The 23590-nt window shown below is 49.0% G+C and carries 18 protein-coding genes and 1 pseudogene; 11 read left to right on the top strand and 8 right to left on the bottom strand.

Annotation, left to right across the window (positions count from 1 at the left end; all coding sequences use genetic code 11):
• Positions 1–219 precede the first annotated feature (219 nt).
• The 4 genes from E0E47_RS06080 (at position 220) to E0E47_RS06065 (ending at position 7443) form a co-directional block, all read left to right on the top strand.
• Positions 220–3174 (top strand): outer membrane beta-barrel protein, encoded by a 2955-nt coding sequence (locus tag E0E47_RS06080; RefSeq protein WP_232038351.1) that lies wholly within the window; start codon positions 220–222, stop codon positions 3172–3174.
• A 599-nt stretch (positions 3175–3773) separates the two neighbouring features.
• Complete coding sequence (gene mnmA / locus E0E47_RS06075) at positions 3774–4832, top strand: tRNA 2-thiouridine(34) synthase MnmA (RefSeq protein ID WP_008624431.1); 1059 nt, start codon at positions 3774–3776, stop codon at positions 4830–4832.
• A gap of 377 nt (positions 4833–5209) precedes the next feature.
• Complete coding sequence (locus tag E0E47_RS06070) at positions 5210–6352, top strand: DNA cytosine methyltransferase (protein WP_130893216.1); 1143 nt, start codon at positions 5210–5212, stop codon at positions 6350–6352.
• A complete protein-coding gene (locus E0E47_RS06065; RefSeq protein WP_130893215.1) occupies positions 6328–7443 on the top strand; it encodes a hypothetical protein in 1116 nt (371 codons plus the stop codon). The genes E0E47_RS06070 and E0E47_RS06065 overlap by 25 nt, the downstream gene beginning before the upstream one ends.
• A 91-nt stretch (positions 7444–7534) precedes the next feature.
• Here the strand turns inward: E0E47_RS06065 and E0E47_RS17270 are convergent, their stop codons facing one another.
• The 8 genes and pseudogenes from E0E47_RS17270 to E0E47_RS06025 form a co-directional block, all read right to left on the bottom strand.
• On the bottom strand, positions 7535–7747 hold the full coding sequence (locus E0E47_RS17270; protein WP_172604663.1) for a hypothetical protein: 213 nt from the start codon (positions 7745–7747) through the stop codon (positions 7535–7537).
• 21 nt (positions 7748–7768) lie between these two features.
• On the bottom strand, positions 7769–8410 hold the full coding sequence (gene bioD / locus E0E47_RS06060) for a dethiobiotin synthase (RefSeq protein WP_008624434.1): 642 nt from the start codon (positions 8408–8410) through the stop codon (positions 7769–7771).
• A complete protein-coding gene (gene bioC, locus E0E47_RS06055) occupies positions 8407–9168 on the bottom strand; it encodes a malonyl-ACP O-methyltransferase BioC (protein ID WP_130893214.1) in 762 nt (253 codons plus the stop codon). Before bioC ends, bioD begins: the two co-directional genes overlap by 4 nt.
• On the bottom strand, positions 9153–9821 hold the full coding sequence (locus tag E0E47_RS06050; protein ID WP_130893213.1) for a DUF452 family protein: 669 nt from the start codon (positions 9819–9821) through the stop codon (positions 9153–9155). The genes bioC and E0E47_RS06050 overlap by 16 nt, the downstream gene beginning before the upstream one ends.
• A 13-nt stretch (positions 9822–9834) precedes the next feature.
• A complete protein-coding gene (locus E0E47_RS06045) occupies positions 9835–10998 on the bottom strand; it encodes an 8-amino-7-oxononanoate synthase (protein WP_008624440.1) in 1164 nt (387 codons plus the stop codon).
• Positions 10999–11022: 24 nt separating this feature from the next.
• Positions 11023–13279, bottom strand: a pseudogene (gene bioA / locus E0E47_RS17840) (adenosylmethionine--8-amino-7-oxononanoate transaminase).
• Complete coding sequence (locus E0E47_RS17530; protein ID WP_130893210.1) at positions 13273–13716, bottom strand: hypothetical protein; 444 nt, start codon at positions 13714–13716, stop codon at positions 13273–13275. The pseudogene bioA and the gene E0E47_RS17530 overlap by 7 nt, the downstream one beginning before the upstream one ends.
• A gap of 116 nt (positions 13717–13832) precedes the next feature.
• Positions 13833–14570, bottom strand: a complete 738-nt coding sequence (locus E0E47_RS06025; protein ID WP_130893209.1) for a helix-turn-helix domain-containing protein — start codon at positions 14568–14570, stop codon at positions 13833–13835.
• Positions 14571–14755: 185 nt separating this feature from the next.
• Between E0E47_RS06025 and E0E47_RS06020 the strand changes: the two genes are divergently transcribed.
• From E0E47_RS06020 to E0E47_RS05990, 7 genes are all read left to right on the top strand, one after another.
• The gene (locus E0E47_RS06020; protein WP_130893208.1) at positions 14756–15733 is read left to right on the top strand and encodes a UDP-glucuronic acid decarboxylase family protein; all 978 of its coding nucleotides are present in this window, start codon (positions 14756–14758) and stop codon (positions 15731–15733) included.
• A 35-nt stretch (positions 15734–15768) separates the two neighbouring features.
• The gene (locus E0E47_RS06015; protein WP_130893207.1) at positions 15769–16371 is read left to right on the top strand and encodes a hypothetical protein; all 603 of its coding nucleotides are present in this window, start codon (positions 15769–15771) and stop codon (positions 16369–16371) included.
• On the top strand, positions 16368–17987 hold the full coding sequence (locus E0E47_RS06010; protein WP_130893206.1) for a glycosyltransferase: 1620 nt from the start codon (positions 16368–16370) through the stop codon (positions 17985–17987). The genes E0E47_RS06015 and E0E47_RS06010 overlap by 4 nt, the downstream gene beginning before the upstream one ends.
• Positions 17969–18730, top strand: a complete 762-nt coding sequence (locus tag E0E47_RS06005; RefSeq protein WP_130893205.1) for a galactosyltransferase-related protein — start codon at positions 17969–17971, stop codon at positions 18728–18730. The genes E0E47_RS06010 and E0E47_RS06005 overlap by 19 nt, the downstream gene beginning before the upstream one ends.
• The gene (locus E0E47_RS06000) at positions 18727–20358 is read left to right on the top strand and encodes a vitamin K epoxide reductase family protein (RefSeq protein ID WP_130893204.1); all 1632 of its coding nucleotides are present in this window, start codon (positions 18727–18729) and stop codon (positions 20356–20358) included. The genes E0E47_RS06005 and E0E47_RS06000 overlap by 4 nt, the downstream gene beginning before the upstream one ends.
• A 24-nt stretch (positions 20359–20382) precedes the next feature.
• On the top strand, positions 20383–20628 hold the full coding sequence (locus tag E0E47_RS05995; RefSeq protein WP_130893203.1) for a hypothetical protein: 246 nt from the start codon (positions 20383–20385) through the stop codon (positions 20626–20628).
• Between the two features lie 193 nt (positions 20629–20821).
• The gene (locus E0E47_RS05990; protein ID WP_172604662.1) at positions 20822–23548 is read left to right on the top strand and encodes an outer membrane beta-barrel protein; all 2727 of its coding nucleotides are present in this window, start codon (positions 20822–20824) and stop codon (positions 23546–23548) included.
• Positions 23549–23590 lie beyond the last annotated feature (42 nt).

The following is a 23590-nucleotide window of genomic DNA, read 5'->3' as shown; positions in this document are numbered from 1 at the left end:
AAAGGATTTTTCCTATTTTGCGGTAGGCGTTTCCCTATCATACAAGAGGAGAATGTTTTTGGGAAAAGATTGGTTAATAGACTTTAAAAATGGGGGGGGTAAAAAGAGAAAGTTAAAAGAATTATCTTCGTTCATCATTTAAATCGTTACTTTTGAGAAGGCAAGATGGGAGGCTTGCGGAAAGCCTTATTTTGATAAATGGAAAAACAAGGAAGCCGAATGGAAGGACTTTTAAAAGCGATATGGGTGTGGGGGCTGTTGTTGGGTTTATCGTCCGGGGCTGTGGCTCAGGCTCGGCAGGAGGTAGCGAAGGAGGACACGGTTAAATCACGCGCCATTGCCCTTTGGGGGCATGTGAAGGACGGTTTCACCTATGCCGCCCTTCACGGCACGTTCGTCACATTGATGCGCGAAGACAGCACTGTGGTGGATACCATGCACGTGCAGTGTTTAGATCCCGGCACACCGCAGGAAGACACCTATTACAGGTTCAATGTACCTCCCCGGAGGGCGCGTTACATCATCAAAGCCGAGCATCCCGATTACTATCCGGAATACGTGGACTGCACGGTGCGTTACGTGGCACGCAATTCCTACGTTGATGCCCGGCATCATGAGATGCGCCGTCGTCAGCGTTCGTCGTTTGCAGACCGCAGTTTGGGAGAAGTGGTGGTAAAGGCTACCAAAATCCGGGTGGCTTACCGGGGCGATACGGTGGTCTACAATGCAGATGCCTTCAACTTGTCCGAAGGGGCGATGCTCAATGAACTGGTCCGCCAGTTGCCCGGAGCGGAATTGAAGCCGAACGGCGAGATTTACGTCAATGGTCGCAAGGTGGATTACCTGACGCTGAACGGTACGGACTTTTTCAAGGGCGACAACCGTAAGATGATCGACAACCTGCCTGCCTTCACGGTGCAGCAAGTGAAAGTGTATGACAAGACGACCGACCGCAGTGAGTTCCTCGGTTACGACACGGAGAAAAAAGCCTACGTGATGGATGTGAGCCTCAAACGCGAATATAACACTGGCTGCATGGCCAATGTGGCGGCGGGAGGCGGTACGGACAGCCGCTATGCCGGACGGGCTTTCGGCCTGCGTTATTCCGACCGCTCACGTGTGACACTCTTCGGTGGGATGAACAACACCAATGCCCGTTACGACCGGCCGGGCGAAAACGGAGAATGGCCGGAGGAAAGCCTGACCAACGGTGAGTTTGTCACCCGGCAGGCCGGTGGGGAGTTTTTTTGGCAGAACAAGGCGAGGGGCATTGAGGACAAACTCACGGCCAATGCCGAATGGAGCGACCAGTTCGTCAACCAAAAGTCGGCGACAGAGGCTTATCTGCCGCAAGGCAACCGTTACCCCCGTTCTTCTTCCCTTCAAGACGTGGATTATATGGGGGTGAATGCCAATAACTGGTTGACGTGGAAAACAAAGGACCATTTGCTCACCGTGCATTCCTACGTGGGTTACGACCGTACGGACACGCACGGTTATGCCCGTGATGCGGCTTTCGATGCCGACCCTTCGGCCGTGGGAGGCATCGACGAGGTGCTCGATTCCGCTTTTCTCCTTCCCTCGTCCGGAAGCGCACGGATGCGCTGGCTGAACCGCTCTTCCACCCGGTCGCTTTTTGAGGAATGGAAGTACAATGTGGGGCATGACATGATGTGGGACGCCAAGTTGCCGTGGGGTGACAACCTCCGGTTGCGATTCACCGGCTCTCTCAGCCGGACGGAGAACGACCGTTTCGAGCATTACCTGCTGGATTATGCTTCGTCCGGGTCCGAAGCCGACCGCCGCAACCGTTACGACCGCAGACGTCGGCGTAATTATTATTACCAACCCTCGGCGGAATACACCTTCAACTTTCCGAACGACTGGCATTTCCTTACCTATTATATATATAAGCAGGATTATCGTTCCGATTCCTCGCCACGCTATCGTCTGGACAGTCTGGCCGGTTGGGAGGTGGGGGCGGCCCGGCATTTGGGCGAATTGCCTTCCGCACGCGAATTGTTCGCAGCGTTGGACGTGCCGAACAGTTACTACCGGCATGACCTTTCTCGGGTGCATACTTTAGGGCTGCGTACTTTCTATTCCCGGCGGACGGAGGACAAATACGTTTGGTTCAATTTCCATCTGCCTTTCACACAGTCGAAGGAAGACATGCGCTACCGCCGGGAGGAGATAGATGCCAGCCTGCAACGTCGCGTGTTCCGTGTCCAGCCCGATTTCACTTATTTGGTCTATTGGTTTGGAGGTACAAGATATTTCAGGACGTTCATGGTCAATGCCGACATGGCTTTGGGCACGCCCGACCTTGTGAACCGTTTGTCTGTCCGAGATGCTTCCGATCCCTTGCATGTACGTGTGGGGAATCCGCACCTGCAAAACAGTTGGCGGTATAACTTCCGCACGGGATTCTTGCACCGCAGCTCGGAGAAAAAGTGGTTTACACAAGTGAACGTGAATGCCTGGCTTGGGGTGAACGACGTGGCACAGGGGTTCAGCTACAATTCCGAAACCGGAGTGTACACCTACCGTCCGCAGAACGTGGACGGTAATCGGGGCATCAATGGAAGTCTGGCATTTCAGAAAGAAGGTATGGCCGAATATTGGAATGTGGGAGCGAATTTGAACTATGACTTTCACCGTAGCGTGGACCTCTCGTCCGTGGAGGGGATGACGGAGAGCGTGTTGAGCAAGGTGCACAACCACGAGACGAAGGCCTACCTTTCCACCGGTTACCAGCGCGGAAGTCTGACCCTGAATGTGGGATGCGATGCCACTTACCGCCATGCCGACGGCAGCCGGGCGGACTTCAACACCGTGGATGCTTTCGATTTCCGTTACGGCCTTTTGGGAGAATACACGATGCCGTGGAAAATCCACTTGTCCACCCGTTTGAACATGTACAGCCGCAGGGGCTATGACGAAGCCGCCATGAATACGGACTATCTGATATGGAACGCCTCCCTTTCGCGTTCTTTCCTGAAAGACCGCCTGATGGTGAAGGTGGAAGGCGTGGATTTGTTGCGCCAGATGCGTTCCGTTTATATGGACGTGAACGTGCAGGGGAAGACAGAGACTTATTATAATATCGTGAAAGGCTACTATATGCTTACTTTGTGGTGGAAGTTGACACGAAATCCTAAAAAGCGGGAGTAAGGCGTGCAAAATGTCATTTCCGACCCGGTTTTCGGCCTGTCTGAAAAAGGAATCCAGAAAGAGAATGTGAAAAACAATTTATCCGGAATGCTTGTATGAAGCATTCCGGAAGGGTGTTTCTTAAAAAAAGGGGATTTTTCTCAGCCGAATGAAAAATCGTTCGGCTGAGATTGGAAAATCGTTCGGCTGAGAAAAGTTTGAGGATGTCAGCCGACAAGGGAAAAAGCGGGCTTCAATCGTGAAAAGACGAGGCTTTCACGGGCAGATTTGCCTCCTTTTTTCGTCTTTTATGAATTATTAGACCCTTTTTTCGTACAAGAGCCCGGGTGCAAAATGTCAGTGGATTGCTGTAAAGGCAAAACGGATAAATCCGTTATGGCGGAAGTCAGCGGACAGTCTCTGTCTTTATTTCCCGTTTTGCCCCGTTCGGATGCCAGAATGATAAAATCCTGATGTGGGAGAATCGTTTATTTGCAGTCAAATCCCACTCTGGGTGTGTATGGACGAAGGAGGAGGGAGCGGAATGTCAAATTGTCAGGATATGGCATTTTGCCAGAAAAACGCTATCTTTGCCGTAATAAAGACCAAAGGTTGCGGATATGAGGATAGCAGTATTGATTTCAGGCGGAGTGGACAGCGCAGTGGCCGTCCACCGGATTTGCGAAATGGGATATAAGCCGGATTTGTTTTATATCAAGATAGGAATGGAGGGCGAAGGGCTGAGCTGTACGGCCGAGGAGGACATAGAGCTTTCTACGGCTACGGCACGCCGTTACGGCCTGCACCTTGAGGTGGTGGACTTGCAAAAGCAATATTGGGAACTTGTGGTGGGCTACGCCATGGAGCGTGCCCGGCGGGGACTGACCCCGAATCCGGACGTGATGTGCAACAAGCTTATCAAATTCGGATGCTTTGAACAGGAGGTGGGACACCGGTACGACAAAATCGCCACGGGACATTACGCCACGGTACGCGAGCGGGACGGTAAAATATGGTTGGGTACGGCACGCGACCCCGTGAAAGACCAGACGGACTTTCTGGCGCAGATTGACAGCTTGCAAGTGGCAAAGCTGATGTTCCCTGTGGGCGACCTGATGAAAGAAGAGGTGAGGCGCATTGCGGAAACGCAGCGTCTGCCATCGGCCAAACGCAGGGACAGTCAGGGCATTTGTTTCTTGGGACAGATAGATTATAATGATTTCGTACGCCGTTTCTTGGGCGAACGGGAAGGGGCGGTAGTGGAAATCGAAACCGGACGTCGCATTGGTACTCACAAAGGGTATTGGTTCCATACCATTGGCCAACGCAAGGGCTTGGGGTTAGGGGGCGGACCTTGGTTTGTGGTGAAGAAGGATGTGGAGCAAAACATTCTTTACGTGTCTCATGGTTATGACACGCTTTTGCAGTATGGACATAGTTTTAATCTGAAGGACTTCCATTTCATTACGGGAAACCCGTGGGGCGACGCGCCGGAAGTGGATGTCACCTTCAAGACGCGCCACCAGCCCCATTTCATGAAAGGCCGCCTGTATCGCGCAGGGCACGGCTACCGGTTGGAAAGTCCCGAAAGGATACAGGGGATAGCTCCCGGACAGTTCGGTGTAGTGTATGATGCGGCGGCGGAGATTTGCATCGGGAGCGGCGAAATAGGGGTTTAGGCTTCTGCCGCTTTACCTTTTATATATTTATTGCATATGCCTGAATATAAAAATACATTTTCCAATCACTTGTAAAATGGGATAATTTCTAAAAATGTCAATCTGATGTCACAATAAGAGGATTGTTTGAACCTACCCATGGCAGCTCGGAGCGCAAGGGATAAACGAAATAGTGCCTACAAGACACAAGAGTTTTATTCAAATGCCAGGAATGTACGGTTAACACAGAAATAATCCGGCATTTGTGCTAGTTTCGCAACTTAATTGTGTATATTTGCAATCGGTAATAAGAAGCGTCCCATGAACTTTTGGAAGTGGATGTGAAAGAACTTTTAATTAATGATAACCCAGGTAATAAGCGATAGAAAGTAATTATTATGATCAAGGAATGCAGTCAAGATATTGGTAAATTAACAGCATTTTCTATATTCTCGGGTGCAGGGGGAATGGATATTGGTGTTATGCAAGCAGGCTTTGAAATATTGGCTTGCATTGAATTGGATCATAACTGCTGCGATACTCTTCGTGAAAACATCAAAAGAGAGAATCGGGAAACAAAAGTATATGAAGGAGATATCCGAACTTTTTCCCCTAAATCCATTATGAATGATTTGAGCATAAAAGAAGGCCACATAGACCTGCTGTTTGGTGGTCCGCCCTGCCAAGCTTTTTCTCAAATAGGAAAGCAGCTTTCCCTGCAAGACGATCGCGGAATGTTGTTGTATCAAGTTCTCAGATATGCAGAAGCCTTGAAGCCTCATGCCATAATGATGGAACAAGTAAAAGGTCTGCTTACCGCTAAAGACTTAAATGGAAATCCGGGAGGAGTATTCAACTCATTTATAGAAAAATTAGAAGCACTTGGCTATGTGCCAAAGTGGAAAGTCATGTTGGCCGCTGAATATGGTGTTCCACAGCTAAGAGAACGTGTCATATTGGTTGCAACGAGGAAACCAAATGGTTTTGTATTTCCTAGCCCTACGCATGCTTCTCCGGAGAGATGCAGTGGGTTGTTCGCTTTGTTGCCATACGTTACAGTAGGAGACGTGATTAACGATTTGGAAGAACCTTTGCAAAAAACAGACACAAGTACCATTCCAGACAACAGCCATTATGATGTCACACCAAAAAGGGATAGGGAGCGAATTCATGGAGTTCCTGAAGGTAAAAACTTGTCTTCACAGTTACAATTACCCATAGAACAAAGAGGGAGGTTAACAAAAAAAGACACCACCAAATTTCTTCGGTTAAATAGGAGTAAGCCATCAAACACTCTTAGGGGTGGGGAAATATTTTATCATCCTATTGCTGATAGGTATCTTACCCCACGAGAATACATGCGGATTCATGGCTTTCCCGATGATTATGTTTTGAGGGGGCCGATAAGAGGTAGGACGGGAACTGTTAAGGACTTGGATCAGCATCGACAGGTAGGTAATGCTGTTCCGCCTCCTTTGGCTAAATCAGTAGCGTTACAAATTAAAGAAATAATGGCATGCCACAAATCTTTGAACTTTTAGGTTATCCGGCTTCTGACAACTCGGAGAAAGTTGTTCAATCGCGGAAAAAGGCTTTTTGCCCTTTCATGAATGCCACTTGTGATGGTGGTGGCAATCGTTTTATGTCAGAATTGTTACTGAAAGAGCATCCGGAATTACAGATGTTTTTCAACTCTATGGAAACGGTTCCATCTGGAATATGTTCAATTCAACTGTCAGAGAATACTCCGCCATGGATTATCTGTCCTCGAAGATTGCTGTATATGGGAAGTAAAGCCAATGAGGATACGTTTAAAGGCGCAACGCAACAGAGGCTGCTTTCCAAATGCAATTTCCCGACAGGTTCTCGAATTGGGATTTGGGCGGAAACAAAAGTAAAATATGTAAAGGAACAATCAACAGAAGATAATGCTTTGTTTGATTACACATTTGATTATGTGCTTTCCAGGCTCGGAAGGGTTAGTTTGGAATCTGCTTCCATACAGACAGGTATGGCAGAAAACGAGTTAAAAAGAAAACTGACTGTAGCGGGCTATACGCTTGCACTTGTTAATGGAAACATCATGATTGAAGATTTCCCAATTGGTTCACCCTATATTGTGGAAGTAATGACTTCAAGCACATCAGGAGGAAATAAACGTATTAGAAGTTGCATCCCTCAATCTTTTGAAGATTGCATTTTAGGAAAACCACATAATGCACCTGGCATAAATTATAGGCAGGTGTGGGCACGGATGGCTAGTCAAATGATAGTCAAATCGCAAGCAGCCAATACTTGGGGAGGTTATACTATTTGGATTCTTCAGGATGTGCTGGCGGACTACATATCCAATAGTACGGCTCTAGACCTCAAGCATTTTATCACAGAACAATTATCTGAAGTCAACATCTTGTCTTTTTCATACTCTGAAAAATTCAAGTCACCCTCAAAGGGCGATACAATAGAACTTACAGACTCCACATTGTTCGCAGGACCAATACGGCCGTATAAAGATAATCAGAAAATATCCCCATCGTTTCAAGATATTGTTTTGGCTTCAGTATGTCCTCCAAAATCAGTGTTGCTTGCTGCACTTGCGAAGAAATCACTTTCAATTATTATCCAACTTTAGGAAAGTGTAACAATCCTATCTCATAGGCTTATGTCCTCGCTTTGGCCTCTCTTAATCTTCCAATCATATTTACGCGAGTTCGGGATAAGTTTCAAGCGAGAAGTCTCATTTGCGTAGGTGTTTCCATGTGCACGGGCAATGTCTCCGGTTTGTTTTCAAAGAAGTAGTAAGCCGAAAGCGCACCGCAGATGGTCACGATGAACCCGCGTATTTCATTACAGAAAACCCGTGGGGCGACGCGCCGGAAGTGGATGTCACCTTCAGGACGCGCCACTAACCCCATTTCATGAAAGGCCGCCAACATCGTGCAGGGCACGGCTTCCGGCTATATGAGCGGGAGGGTCACGAACCGGGTTTCCGGATATTCCTTCTCCAATAAATGGCGGATATAGCTTTCTGTATCGCGCCGGATGATGTCGTCTTTCTCTTCGGGGTATAGGTTGTACACGACCGTGTGCAGCCGGATATTCCGGCGTGCGATGGCTTCCAGACTCAATAAGGTATGGTTGATGCTTCCCAATTTGCCGGAGGTGACGAAAATAAGCGGGTAATGGTGACGGGCGATGTAGTCGATGGTCAGCAAATCACGGGTGAGGGGCACCATCAGGCCGCCCGCTCCTTCCAACAAGACCGCATCGTAGGTCTCACTGAGCCGTTGCGTGGCACGTTCTATCTTGTCGAAATCCACCGGACGTTTGTCTATCTCGGCCGCCAGATGCGGAGAGCAGGGATAGCTGAAAATTTCGGGCATGGTCAGTCCTTCGGCATCCTCGGGCAGCAGTCCCGTACCCATGATGCAGCGGTGCAGTTCGATGTCTTCCGAAAGTCCGGTATTACCCGTTTGGATAAGTTTTTGCGTAATCGTACGGATGCCTTGTCCGTTCCATGATTTGGCCAGATAGCCGGTGGCATAACTCTTGCCAATGTTGGTATCGATGCCACTTACGAAAAATACGTTTTCTTTCATTGTTCTTGTTTTTTGCAAATCATATAAATAGGGTGGTAAGTCAGGGAGACCGTTCCGTCCGGTGCGGCATATTGCCGGTGGTAGCGTCGGCAGAAGTCTTCCAGTTGTCCTTTGGTCCATTTCCGGTTCCGTATGCCCGTCACGCCGGTGGCCTGCAAGTGTTTCAGTACATCCAAGGGTGAGGAGAATGTGCGATGTAGGAGTTCTTCCCGGCTGTACACGATTTGGTATACGCCAGAAAGCATCCGGCGCAGTTCCTCTAATGAGCGGTAGGGCAACGCTTCGGAAGTGAGCGAGGCCACTTCCCTTACGTTCTGTGGGCCGAAAGTGCTGAAGGCCAGATAGCCTTCCGTCTTCAGCAAGTCCTTGCATTGGCAGAGGAACCGTTCGGGATGCTCGAACCATTGTATGGCCGAGCATGAAACGATTAAGTCCTGTCCCTTGGGGAAAGGCAGAGGCTCTGCGTCGCAGGCCCGGAATTGGAATCGGGGAGTGTCCGGCAGTCCGGACAGGTAAGGCTCCACTTCCGGGCAGATGTCGTTCAGGAGCAAGCTTCCGGGACGGGCATCACGGAGATATTCACGGGTGAACAGCCCTGTCCCGCATCCGATTTCAAGCACGTTCCAACCGTTGCTGTCGGGGATGTGGTTTTTGATGGCCCCGGCCATGTGCCGGGCCACGTGTCTTTGCATTTCGGCTTGTCGGTCGTAGCTGCCGGCAGCTTTCGCAAAACGTTGCCGTATCAATGCCTTGTCCATTCTTCCCCCTTTCCTTCAAGCAGACGGCTGAACAGCGGTGTATCGTAGTGTTCGGCTTCTGTTTCCATGATTTCTGTTCCTTGCCATGCCTTGTGTTGGTTGCGTGGCGGAAATATTTTGTCCCGGTTTCCTATGATGGCTTTGTCCCAGGTGAAGGAAGGGGCTGCACATGTGGTTATTACCTGTGCCAGTGCGGCCAGTTCTTCGCGGAGCTCTTCCGCCGTACGGGTGGGGGCATGGGACAGGAATTCTTCCGTTTGTCCGGAAGAGCCGCACATCCTGCGGCGGAAACGTGCTAACGTGTCTTCCGAGAAATGCTCCAATGTGCCTTTGAAAATCATTTCGGGGATTCCCCGCCGGTCGTCTATCGGGAAAGGCGTCCCGTTGACAGCCAGTTTCATTTGCCACGGAAAGGAACGCTCTGCGAAGACCCGGCTTGCCGCCCACACGCCCATCGACCATGCCAACAGTCTGATTTCTGTGTAGCCCTTGATTGAGGCATAGTCGAAATCCAACGTGCGGTAGTCGAAGCAAAGCAGGTAGTCATAACCTTCTTCCACGGGGCGTCGGAATAGGTTTTCTTCGCTTCCCCATCCGGCAAAAAACAACATGAGCCGGGGATTTCCTTCTTTCTTTATGAATGTTTGTTTCATTTTTGTTCTATCTTTAAAGTGTAGCCAATGTCGTGCAGAGACGGTCTGTCTCCTCGTCGGTCAATGCCGCGGTGAGTGAAAGGCGCAGGCGCGAAGTCCCTTCCGGCACGGTAGGTGGACGGACTGGCAGGACATAAAATCCTTTGCGTTGCATGTCTTCCGCTTTCAGGATGGTGTCGCGGCTTTCTCCTATTACCACGGGAATGATGTGACTCGAAGACGGGCAGGATTTGCCACTCTCTTGTATCGCTTGCCGCACGTGGAGCGAATGTTTGGCGAGCCGGTCGCGGCGCTCGCCCCACGTGTCCAGGCGGGACAGCACGAACTTTGTCCACGCGGTATTGAAGGGAGGCAAGGCTGTGGTAAAGATCAATGTACGCATGCGGTTGACCAGATACTCCCTTATCGTTTGGCTGCACACCACGTATGCCCCTACTGAGGCCAGTGCTTTGCCGAACGTGCCGCACAGGAAGTCTATGTCCTTCAGGCAGCCTTGTTCTTCGGCTATTCCCAGTCCCTTTTGTCCGCGTACTCCGACGGCATGTGCTTCGTCTACGTAAAGCATGACGTTGGGATATGTTTTTTTCAGCTCGGCCAAACGGGAGAGGGGAGCCACATCGCCGTCCATGCTGAAAATGCTTTCCGTCACGATGATGATTCTGGAAAAGTCATGACGGTGCTTTTCCAACAGGGCTTGCAGCTGCGTATAATCCTGATGACGGTAGCGGATGCATTTTGCAGCCGACAGGCGGATGCCGTCTATCAGACTGGCGTGTACCAATTTGTCGGCCAGTATCAGTGTGCTTGCGTCCGTCACGGCAGGCAATATGCCTGTATTCAGATGATAACCGCTGGAGAAGACCAGTGCCCCGTCCCGTCCGAACAAGCCGGAAAGCATCTCTTCCAGTTCGTCGTGGACGGGAAAATTGCCTGTCAGCAAACGTGAGGAGGAAGCCGAGAGCAAGAAATCGCGTTCGGAAAGGCCTTTCATGAATTCATCGCGTAGTGACAAGTCGGAGGCCAGGCTCAGATAATCGTTGGATGACAAGTTCAACATGTCGGTATCGTTTCGTATCATCCATTTGTCCCGGTGCCCGGCTTGTGGCAGGTTTCGCAAGTTGCCTGAACGTTGCAAGGCTTCGAGCGTGTCGGTATATATTTTCTCCGGTGTTTCCATTTTCGGTGTGTGGTTTGTTACGGTTTATAATGGCTGCCTTTGTCTAGCGGGTATTTCTCTTACGATTTTCAAGAGTCCGCTTGTCAGTTTTGTCAGTTCCTCCGTCCGGATGACAAACGGAGGCATCACGTATACCAGCCGTCCGAACGGGCGTACCCATATTCCCTCTTCCACGAACCGGCGTTGCATCCATGCCATGTCCACGGGATGTTCCATTTCTATCACTCCGATGGCACCTAACACCCGTACGTCGGCCACTTGGGGCAGGTCGCGGGCCGGAGCCAGTTCCCTGCGGAGCTGACTTTCTATGCGTAGTACTTTTTCTTTCCATCCGTAAGACAGGAGTAGCCTGACGGAAGCGCAAGACACGGTGCAGGCCAACGGGTTGCCCATAAACGTAGGGCCGTGCATGAAGGTGTGCGGGGCGTGGGCTGAAATGCAGGTGGCTACCCGGTCAGTCGTCAGTACGGCGGAAAAAGTCAGGTAGCCGCCCGTCAGGGCTTTGCCGATGCACATGATGTCGGGTTCCACTCCGGCGTGTTCCCATGCAAACAGTTTTCCCGTCCGTCCGAAGCCGGTGGCTATTTCGTCGAAGATGAGCAGCAGGCCGTATGCCTTGCACAACTTTTCCGCCTCGCATAAATAGCGGGGATGGTAGAAACGCATCCCTCCTGCACCTTGTACGACGGGTTCCAGTATCAGTCCGGCCAGTTCGCTATGGTGCCGCTCTATGGTCTCGCGCAGCGGAAGTATGTCTTTTTCGTCCCATTCCCCGTCGAACCGGCATTGGGGAGCCGGGACGAAATGCCGTATGGGGAGGGCGGAGCCGAACAGGCTGTGCATGCCCGTAACGGGGTCGCATACCGACATGGCGTTCCATGTGTCGCCATGGTAACCGGAACGGATGGTCACGAAGTTGTTCTTTTCCGGCTTCCCGGCCGCATATTGGTATTGTGCGGCCATTTTCAATGCGACTTCCACGGCCACCGAACCGCTGTCGGCATAGAATATCTTTTGCATGGAAGGAGGGGCTATGTCCAATAGCAGTTTGCCCAGTTCGATGGCCGGTTCGTGTGTTAGTCCGCCAAACATGACATGGGACATGTTCCGCAACTGGTTTTCCACGGCACGGTTCAATACAGGGTGGTTGTATCCATGCACGGCGCACCACCACGACGACATGCCATCCACGAGTTCCGTGCCGTCTTCTAGCGTAATGACACAACCTTCCGCCCGTCTCACTTTGTAGGTAGGGAGAGGGTCAATCGTGGAGGTATAGGGGTGCCACAGGTGTTCCCGGTCGAAGTTGTCGGTAATCAGTTCATAATTCATATCCCGTTTCTTTGATTCGTTTTACATCTTCTTCTACATTTGATCCTATCGTCGTAAGCAAGTCGCCTGAGATGGCCGAGTTTATTCCCGTGTACATGGCCCGGCGTACCGTTTCGTCGCCCAGTTGGGAGCGTCCTCCGGCAAACCTGAGATATGCGGAAGGATTCGCAAAACGGAACAAGGCAATGGTGCGCAGGATTTCTTCTTCGCTCAACGGCGGTATGGCTTCGAGCGGTGTCCCTTTGATGGGGTGTAGCAGGTTCAATGGGATGGAAGGGATTTCCAATGCTTTGAGCGTGAAGGCCAGTTCCGCACGTTGCCGCATGTTTTCTCCCATTCCGATGATGCCTCCGCTGCATACTTCCATGCCCACCCGGCGGGCGGCACGTAAAGTTTCTATTTTCTCAGCTTGCGTATGGGTGGTACATAGTCGGGCAAAATAGGAAGGAGCTGTTTCTAAGTTGCAATGGTAGCGGCTTGCTCCTGCCTGGCGCAGTTTGCGTAACTGTTCTTCGGAGGCAAGCCCCAGTGAGACGCAAAGGCTGAGTCCGGTGGTTTCGCGCAGATACGAGAGATGTCCGCACCATGTGTCCACTTCCTGGTCTGTGGGGCGTTTTCCGCTGGCCACCAACGAGAACCGGCGTATGCCCGATTGCTCGTTGATACGCGCATGGCGCAGGCATTCCTCTTTCGGGACGATTCCGTAAGTTTCTATTCCGGTGGGGTGGTGTGCCGATTGCGCGCACCATTTGCAGTTTTCGGAACAACGTCCCGATTTGGCATTGATGATGGAACATAAATCGAATTTGCGCGAAGCATATTTCAACGTGATGCGGTGGGCGGCATCGCATAGGGCATCAAGGGGCGCCTTTTCTACCGTCCGGAGCACTTCTTCCGGTGCGAGGGCCTGGCCTTCATGCACTTTCTTTTCCAGTTCTTCAATCATAATAAACAAGTATAAAAAGAGCGGAGTGACGAAGAAAACCCATGGGCATCCGTATGGATGTGGTGGGGTTCTTTCGTCACTCCGCTTGTATGGATGACAAATAAATGAGAATACGTGACAGGGGCTTCCGGGATATTCGTAAGCTTTATGGCCGCAGATAATCCGGACGCCGGAAAAAGAAAAAGGATGGACAATAGTTCCGGACTGCCTTCCGGTGGCTGTGGTTCTTCTTCCTTTTGTGTTCGGGTATCACTGCCTCTGCTTCCGTTTCCAAGGTTCATTGTGTTCTTGTCCTTGCTTAATGCGGAGTCAGCGATGCTTTTGCATACGCGTCCTATCGTGACGTGGCTATGCAGGCTTCTGAATATGGCATATCCTTTCCGGCTCCAGCAACGGAAACGGATGGTTTTCTCAGCGTTGTAGATGACAGTCTTGTGCATTCAAAAGTCCTTTAGCCATTGCAAAAGTATGAAAAAAAAGATAACCCCGGAACAAGCTAACGTAGAAATAGGTTAAAAAAGACATTAGTACGTACAGGCACACATTCGGATTTGTTTTAAATCTGCTTGCGGTTCATGATGTCCACCCAGACACTCACGACGGTGTCCGTTTCGAGGCGTTTGAACAGGTTCCGTTTGGTGGTTTTGATGGTGTTTACCGACTTGCATGTCTGTTCGGCGATTTCTTTTTCAGTGTATCCTCTGGCAGACAAAAGCAGGATTTCACGTTCCGTCTCGCTCAATCCTTTTATTTTCTTTTTGTACCAATCGTGGCATAGCAGGTCGTATTTGTAATACGTATCGGTCTCCGTGTGCAGCATGAGGGCGTGTCCGGGGGCTTTATGTGCCGAAGGTAATATGATGCATATCGCAATCCAGACCCGGCCGTCCGGGGCAAGCGCAAACGGAGTGAGTTTGTGGTTTAAGAGTGTTTTTTTCCTGTTTCGGATAAGGTCTATGTCATAGGACAGGGTAAAGCTTTTCCTTTCACCGGCAGGGAATGTGTGGAATAGGCCAAGGCCTTTTTCGTGAATCTCCGAAAGCATGTCCCGTTCTTCTTCCGGGACATGTTTCAAGTACGTTTCATAACTGAAACCTTTGCTTCCGTCCGTTTTCTCCCCGCAAAGTCTGGCGATTTTGTCGGATACGTACAGGAAATCCCTTTTAAAGTAATCGATAATATAGATATATGTGGTACTTCCGAAAAATATCTTGAAAGCTTCTATAAGCGGCTTCGTTTTTTCGTATTCCTCCGGTGATATGTAAGGAATAAAATATGTGGGTTGAGTTTTCATAACAGCTCCATTGAAATCAAGTTAACTGTCGCAAAGGTATAAAAATCCTTTTAATAGAATAATAAAAAAAACGATAATTTTCACACTTTAGGGTGAAAATGGCCTTTGGAACTATAAAAACATCATTCAAAATTTGGCGAAACGGAGTCAAATCACATTCTTTGCATAAACTTAAACGTAAGGCCATGACAAAACAAGAATGGAAAACAAATCTTAGGGCATTGGTTGCAGGTGGTGCGGGTTTCGTGGGCAGCCATCTTTGCCGGAGGCTTCTTCAATCAGGTTATGGGGAAGTCATCTGTGTGGATAACTTGCAGACCGGCCGGATAGCCAATGTGGCAGATTTGTTATGCTCTCCGCATTTCAGGTTCTTCGAGCATGATATCGTAAATGGGTTGCCCGTATCCGGGGCATTGCATGAGATTTACCATTTGGCCTGTCCGGCTTCTCCTGTGCAATATCAAAAATCTCCGATACATACGTTCAAGACTTCCGTCCTTGGCAGCATCCATCTTCTGGAACTGGCCAAAGAGAAAGGGGCAAGAATCCTGTTTACTTCCACTAGTGAAGTGTATGGCGATGCGCAAGTCTCTCCCCAAAACGAATCATATTGGGGCAATGTGAATCCTTTCGGTATCCGCAGTTGCTACGACGAAGGGAAACGAGGTGCCGAGACCTTGTTCCACGACTATCATGAAGAATACGGTGTAGATACACGTATCATTCGCATATTCAATACATACGGGCCGCAGATGAGTGCGGAGGACGGTCGTGTAGTGTCCAATTTCATTGTGCAGGCACTTCGCGGCGAGCCTTTGACTATCCATGGCGACGGCACCCAGACACGTTCGTTCCAGTACGTGACAGATTTGATAGAGGCGATAGTCCGCACCATGCGGGACGGAGTGCCGCATGGCCCCATCAATGTCGGCAACCCTTACGAGATTTCGGTAAACGATTTGGCGGAACGGGTGTTACGCATGACCGGTTCCCGATCGCCTGTTGTGTATAAACCTCTTCCACAGGACGACCCCTGTCGCCGGCGGCCAGACATTACATTGGCCGCATCCGTGTTGGACGGGTGGAAGCCGGTGGTGGGGTTGGATGAAGGTTTGTCGCAGACTATAGCCTATTTCCGTCAGAATATGAACCAGGTTGTATAAAGCACGAATATGGTTGTTTGTTACTTAGTAAGTGTATGAAAGAAGAAATGGATAAAATCGCGGATTATTTGCTGTTACGGAGCGGTTATATGCAAGAGCTTGGGCTGTTTCATGGCAAGATGGGTGTGGTGGTCGCATTGTATCTGTATGCTGATGCTTATGGAGACGAGGTGATGCGCGAGTACGCATGGGAGTTGTTCCAACAAGTGTATGACGGGGTGCATACCGATATGCCGGTAGGTTTGGAACGCGGTTTGGCCGGTATCGGTTACGGCACGACGTTCCTCTGTAAACGCGGTTTGGTGGAATGTAGCTTGAATGACATCTTGGAAGACATAGACCGCAAGATTATGGAACGTGATCCGCGTAGGCTGACAGACATGTCTGTACGTTCAGGTGTGAGGGGATTGATGCTTTACCTTGGTCTGCGCCAAAGCGTGGAGGCTGTGACGACGTTCGACAGTCGGTATATGATGGAATTACAGGACACAGTGGAAAGGAACAACCTGTCTTGCCGGACGTTGGACTTCATGGATGTTTTGAACGAACCCACATTTCCAAAGGCGGAATATATCGAGAAGCCGTTAGGCATAGACGGGGGATGTGCTTATTATATATTAAAATCCATAGGGGTATGATGCACATATTCATTTTCAATAATGCGAGCCGTGCGGCCAATTATGGCATAGGCACTTACGTACGTTTGTTGGCAGACGGGCTTTTAGGACGTTCCGGCGTGAAAGTGTCTTTTGTGGACATGTTTTCGGACGTGAAAGAGTATTCGATAGCGGAAGACGAACGCGGATGCCGTCATTACAAGGTTCCGGCTTTGTTTTCGGGTATGGAGAATGAGCCTTATTGCCGCAATGTGTTTTATTTTTTAGCCAGGCATATCAAGGCGGAGGATGATGAACGATTGGTGTTCCATTTCAACTATTTCCAGCATAAGCCGCTTGCCTCTTTGCTGAAAGGGCAATACTTTGATTGCAGGATTGTTTTTACGGTGCACTATTTGGGGTGGTGTTTTGAGCTGAAAGGCAATAAGACCCGTTTCCGTGAACTGATAGCTGAAGAGTATCAGCCGAAAGATGACAAGGAAAGAGGCTTGTTGGCGAGCGTGGAAAACGAAAAAGAGTTTTTGCATTTAGCTGACGAGGTCATTGTCTTGTCAAAAGATACACAACAGATTCTGGCTGAAGGCTATGGCGTTTCTTCGGATAAGATGCACTTGGTTTATAATGGTTTGGGGGATGGTTTATGTTTCGACAAAGATAAAAATGTAGGAAATGGCCGCATAATTCTGTTTGTCGGTCGTTTGGACGAGATTAAGGGGTTGAACTATTTGATTCATGCGTTCAGGCATATTGCAGACAAATATGCGGATATCCGTTTGGTGGTTGCCGGGGACGGGGATTTTCAACTTTATTTGTCGCAGTGCAGGGATTTGCAAGGTCGTGTCTCCTTTTTAGGGAAAGTGTCAAGCAGTGAGGTGGAGGACGTTTATCGGTCTGCATATATCGGCGTAATGCCTTCTTTTCATGAACAATGCAGCTATACGGCCATTGAGATGATGCGTCATAAAATACCTTTGATTGGTACGGATACAACTGGGTTGGCGGAGATGTTGGATGCCACACCGGAGTTGCGCGTATCCATTGATGAAGATAATATGATGGATGAGGAGTTTACGGAGCGTCTTGTGTCCTGTCTGAATTTGTTGTTGTCGGACGAGGATGCATATCAACGGGCGGCGGATGCCGTGGGCAAATTGTATGAAGCCCGTTATAAGGTGTCAGATATGGTGCATGCCACGTGCGGGGTGATGGAAAGTTCATGGGACAGGCCGGATTATACCGTGTCGCCCGATTATCTGAAACATATAGATTCCCGTATGATACAGTTGATAAACCAATGTCCCGACATAGATACGGATTTTTACGGGATGGGAGGAATCGGTGTATATTTATGGAAAAGGGTGTTGGATTTATGTGACAGGAAAGAAGGGGATTTCCAAGCTTCCCTGATACTGGAACATTTGATATACTATATGGATTGGGTACAGGATGTGGTTGGTTCGAGTCCTTTGCCTGTGGAATTGTGGGCCATGATACGAAGTATGGGACAACACGGTTTTTATAAGACGTGTGTGAACGCGTTGCTCGTGCGGCAACCCGGTTCGGATACGCTTTTTCAGATGCCGTCAGATAGAGTTATAATACAAAATGCCTTAAAGATATGCAACTGCAAGATTTAAAATCACAGCTTACTTTTGTCTTTCCGGTACGCATAGATTGTGAAGAAAGACGGGAAAACCTCCGTGTCGTATTGCGGCAGCTCGATGGTTTAGGATGTCGCATGCTTGTATTGGAAGCCGATGCGGTGCCTGCCCTTGGGGAGGAAGCTTGGCCGGATGGGGTGGAGTACACTTTCGTGGAAGATGCTTCGAAGGTTTTTCATCGCACGCGGTATATCAATGAATTGCTGCGTATGGCCGGTACGGAGGTTGTAGGAGTATGGGACACGGATGTGTTGGTCGGTTACGCTCAGATTGGTGAAGCGGTGCAACGGATTCTTGAAGGATGCACCATTGCTTATCCCTATAACGGACAGTTTGTGATGCTTTCGGAACAAATGTCGGTGCATACAAGGAAAAAGCCGGATTTGGAATATTTGCGTAGCATGAGACTAAATTCTTTTTTTGGACGTAGGTTATTCGGAGGAGCTTATTTGGTGCATCGTCAGCGTTATTTCCAATGTGGAGGCGAGAATGAACGGTTTATTGGTTGGAGTCCTGAGGATGCGGAACGGATGCACCGTGTAAGGATACTCGGACACAAGGTGGCATGGACTCAGAGTGGGCAACTCTATCACCTGTATCATCCCCGTGGTGCGAGTTCCAGTTACCAGTCGAAAGACGATGCAGACCGGTTGAGACGGGAACTGGTGAAAATCTGCAGTATGGATAAAGAAACTCTGATAAGTTATCTGTTGAAATGAAAAATATATTGGAATCTTTTCTCGACGCTTTAGAGGTGCGCTATACAAAGCGGTATGTGCGGCGTTTGTACGAAGAACATCCGCATAGAGGCAATATGTACGGGCTGAAGCAGATGTTGGCAGTGTATGGCGTCAGGGCTTTGGGTGTATATATGGAGGACAAGGATTTGCTGAATCTCAGCTATCCCTGTATTTTCCATACGGGAAATGATTTTGTTATCGGTTTGGAGAGCAATGGGAGCCGGATTGTATTCTGGCAACAGGGGAAGAAGAAGACATCCACGCATGAAGCTTTCAAGTCGGATTGGACAGGCAATGTGTTGGTGGTGGAGGATTTGGAAAAGGCCGGTGAGCCGGATTTCAAAAAGCATCGGTGGGAAGATTTGCAGTTCGTGGCTCGATGTTTTTGTCTGCCAACCCTATTGGTGTTTGCTACAGGGATGGGATGTGTAAATAATTGGGGTGAGTTGTCTTTTCTCCATTTGTTTTGCATGTCGTTGGATCTGGTAGGCTTGTGCCTTTGTTTCATGCTTATGCAGAAACAGTTATTGGGCGAAAGCAAATATGGTGATAAGGTATGCTCATTTTTCCATCATGCTGATTGCAACAGCATATTGGAGGGGGCGTATGCCAAGATTTTTGGGGTCAGTTGGAGTGAAATCGGATTCGGTTATTTTATGGCGAATATCCTGTTGCTTTCGCTTTATCCATCAGGTATTGACGTGTTGCGTGTGGTGAATGGGTTGGCCATGTGCTACGGGGTGTGGAGCATCTATTATCAATGGCGTGTGGCTAAGAACTGGTGTGTGCTTTGTGTGTCAGTGCAGGCTGTGGTGTGGTGCACGGGCATCATGGCGGCTTGCCATATTCGGGGCATTTCATTGTCCGTCGAGGCTTGCTTGTGGTCGGCCATGGTTCTGGTGGCTTGTGTGATGCTTGTGCATCAATATGTCTTTTCGTATCAATCGGACAAAGAGCGCATCCGTATGGTACAGCAATACAAGGGATTGAAAGCCAATAGTGTTGTGGCCAAAGCTTTGATAGAAAGCAGTACCTATTACAAGGTTTCGGAAGAGGATTCTTCTGTCGTCTTCGGAAATAAAGAGGCTCACTTGCATATCACGGTTCTCAGCAATCCACATTGCAATCCGTGTGCAAGGTTACATAAAAGGGTAGAGGACATGCTAAAGTGGTATGGCGACGACCTTTGTGTGCAGTACATCTTCACGGCTTTCAGTGAAAAGGCGGAAGACAGTTGCCGATACCTTATTTCGTGTTACGACAAAGACAATCCGGAAGCCACACTCAAGATATATGGCGAATGGTATGCCGGAGGAAAGAATAGATATGAATCCATTGTGAAGGAGCATGCGGATCGTATTCATACGGACGAAGTGGAGCAAGAAGTACAGAAGCATTTCCGGTGGTGCAAGGGATATGGATTTACGGCTACACCTACGGTATTGGTGAATGGTTTTCTTTTGCCTCGCGAGTATGACATAGAGGATTTGGTGATGCTAATAAACTGTCGGATAGAATATCCAAGAAAAAATATCGTACACGATATCAATGGCCGAAGCACTACGCCATTGGGAGCAGAGTCGCTCTCTGCAGAAGAGTCAGTGTGATTGTTTAACTTTCCAAACAGAAACATGATGAAGAAGCTTAAAAGATTTGCTTTGAATGATGCCAGGATGTTGTCCCGTGAAGAGTTGGCCGCTGTTGAAGGTGGTTTGGATATGACTGCACTGGATGAATGTACTGTATATACAAGAGGTATGACTTGTGTGTATGCTTTGGGTTACTGTGATGGGCATCAAGCGATAATGTTAGGCAAATGTGCTATTAAGTATGAACAAGTTGGAACAGAGGTGAAAGCCATTCCTTTTTGTGAGTAAAATCAATTTTAATATTCCGTCGGCATCCCATCGTTGATGCCGATGGAATTTAGTGTGTTATTTGAGTAAAGATGGTAGTATTGATGACGATATGGATGGAAAAAAATTGTTAGTGCATATTTTATTGTTTTTTTGTTATGTACACTCTTATGCACAGACCGTAGAAATAGTCGGTGAGATAGAAGATGATTTTTTGAAAACTCCACTTAGTGGGGTGAAGGTATCTATTCTCAATCCGGATAGTACAGTTGTGGTGGATTCTGCAAAGACTGTGGATTTTATAGACCGTAATGGAAAACTTCTGCAGGTGATGTTTTCTGCAGCAGTTAAAGCTGAAAAACGGGATTATTTAGTACATGCTACCCTGCCGGGTTATACTGATGTGTGGAAGCCGGTATCCGTCCTTCTTCCTGAAAATAGCTCCGTAAGATTGGAAGAACCCATTAAGATGCGCAAGGAGCGTAATTTGGCTTTGGACGAGGTGGTTGTAAAAGCCACCAAGGTCAAGATGTATTATAAAGGGGATACATTGGTATATGATGCCGATGCTTTCAAACTGCCCGATGGTTCGATGCTCGATGCCTTGATACGCCAGTTGCCGGGCGTGACGATGAATGACGGCGGCGAGATATTCGTGAACGGGCGACGGGTGGATGAGTTACTGCTCGGTTCGCGCACTTTTTTTCGTGGAAATAAGAAAGTACTGATGGAAAACCTACCTTATTATACGGTGAAAAACCTAAAAGTATATGAAAAACAGACGGACAAGAGTGAGGCGTTGGGATACGATGTGGAACCGCGCAAGTATGTGATGGACGTAAACTTGAAAAACGAATATAGCCAAGGATATATTGCCAACGTGGAAGCTGCGGGCGGAACGGAAGACCGGTGGTTGGGGCGCGGCTTCCTTTTGGGGTTTGCTGACCGCTGGCGGTATGCGTTGTTGGGCAATGTGAACAACGTGAATGAAAGCCGCCACATCGGTGAGCATGGCCATTGGTCTCCGGCCACCATGCCCCAGTCGCTTCTCACTACGCGCAGCGTAGCGACCGATTTGGATTACCAATCGAAAGATAAAAAGGTGACGAACAATTTCAATGCCGATTTCACATCGTCCAATACCGAATCGGAGATGCGTCAACGCTATGAGCAATTTCTTGAAGGTAGCAAACCCATGTCGCTTACGGAAAACCGTAACGAATCTGACAACTGGCACTTGAAATTGGTCAACCGTTTGGTGTTCAAAAAACCGTCTTACTTTGATTTCACGTCTTATTTTGATTATGACAAGTGGGATGCCCGGGGACGTTCCGGGTTTGAGCAATGGGATAAGGATTTGACAGCTTCCATGCGTACCAATGCTTTGAGCGAGGGACGCGGATGGGCTTTTTGCCAAGAGTCAGGAGGAACTTTTAACATCAACAAGGAGAAACAATGGCATGGTGGATACTCCTTATTTTTCCGGTACAGTGATAACCAGTCTTGGTTATCCAACCGTTACGACACATGGCGGACAGTTTCGCAGGCTGAAGACGTACGTTATAATGCCAGCGACGTTTCCAAACGTTGGACAAACTTTTCTTTGAATACGTACTTTACCTTTTCCGAACTATGGGGCAAGGTAAATCTTCTAACGGGAGGGAACGTGCAGTTCTCAGGTGACCGGAGCCATGATTACCTCTATCATCCCGACACGTTGCTGTTGGCCTCGCAGCTCGACATGCTGACGGCCATTACCGACCCGTCCAATTCTTATGACAGCCACCAACGTAATTGGCAATATAAAGTCTATCTTGCGTTAAGCCAACAAGCATCTTATAGTGTAGGAGATTCTCCTTTGAAAATCATGTACGACCAATGGAGGATAGGTGTGGACGTACCCGTTTCTCATCAATCGTTAGATTACAAAAGAGGTGTCATCGACACTTTGGCACACGATACTTGGGTGTTCTTTACGCCCAATGCCGCCTTCCGCCATATGTCGAAAGACGGTAAGCACGACTTTCGTGTCGGGGTCGGATACAACTGTTCCCCTGCCGACCTGTTGAACCAAATAGCTTATCGCGACGACAGCCAACCGCTTGTGGTTAAGGAGGGAAATCCCGACTTGAAGGGGACGGCCACGACAAGTGCCAATGTCGATTATACCCGGAAATACGGGACGCACGTCAGCCTATGGCATGCGGGCGCGTCGTTCAACTACCGCCACCGTGACGTGGCGCAGTCAGCGAGTTACAATCCGGTGACGGGCGTGTACACTTACAAGCCTATGAATGTGAGCGGAGCTTATTCCGCTACGGCACGGTTCGACATTTCGGCCAACATCGGCGAGAAGCGTTATTGGACATGGCAGATGAATGCAGATGCGAATTATGACCATTCCGTAGACCACGCCATGTTGGCGGGGGAGACGGAAAGCCACGTGAATGCGGTGAACACCACTGTCCTGCACGATGGTACTTATATCCAATATAATAAGGACGCATTCAACATCCGGGCTTCCGGTGACATCCGTTGGCGGCATTCTGAAGGACGGATGCGCGATTTCGAGACACTCGATGCCTTGGATTTCAACTACGGACTTTCTGCCCGTTACACCCTACCACGTATCAAGACCACCTTGTCGGCCGATGCCACAATGTACAGCCGCCGGGGCTATGGCAGTGCGGAATTGAATACGGATGACTTTGTGCTGAATGCCTCGCTCAGCCAACCGTTCTGGAAAGGCAAGCTCATTGCAAGGATTGAAGCGTTCGACCTGTTGCATCAGGTTTCTTCCACACAATATAGTGTCAATGCGCAAGGGCGTACCGAAACATGGTTTCGTTCTCTGCCCCATTACGTGATGTTGCATTTGGTGTTTCACTGGAACAAGAATCCTAAAAAAGGAGGGTGTTCAGGTTCATGTCCCATTTTTTAGTGGATATTTTAGTGTCGTTTAAAAGTGCATCAAAAACGGGAA

This window comes from Paraprevotella xylaniphila YIT 11841, assembly GCF_900683745.1.
Taxonomy (GTDB): Bacteria; Bacteroidota; Bacteroidia; order Bacteroidales; family Bacteroidaceae; genus Paraprevotella; species Paraprevotella xylaniphila.
This window is presented reverse-complemented; position numbering and strand designations above follow the sequence as displayed.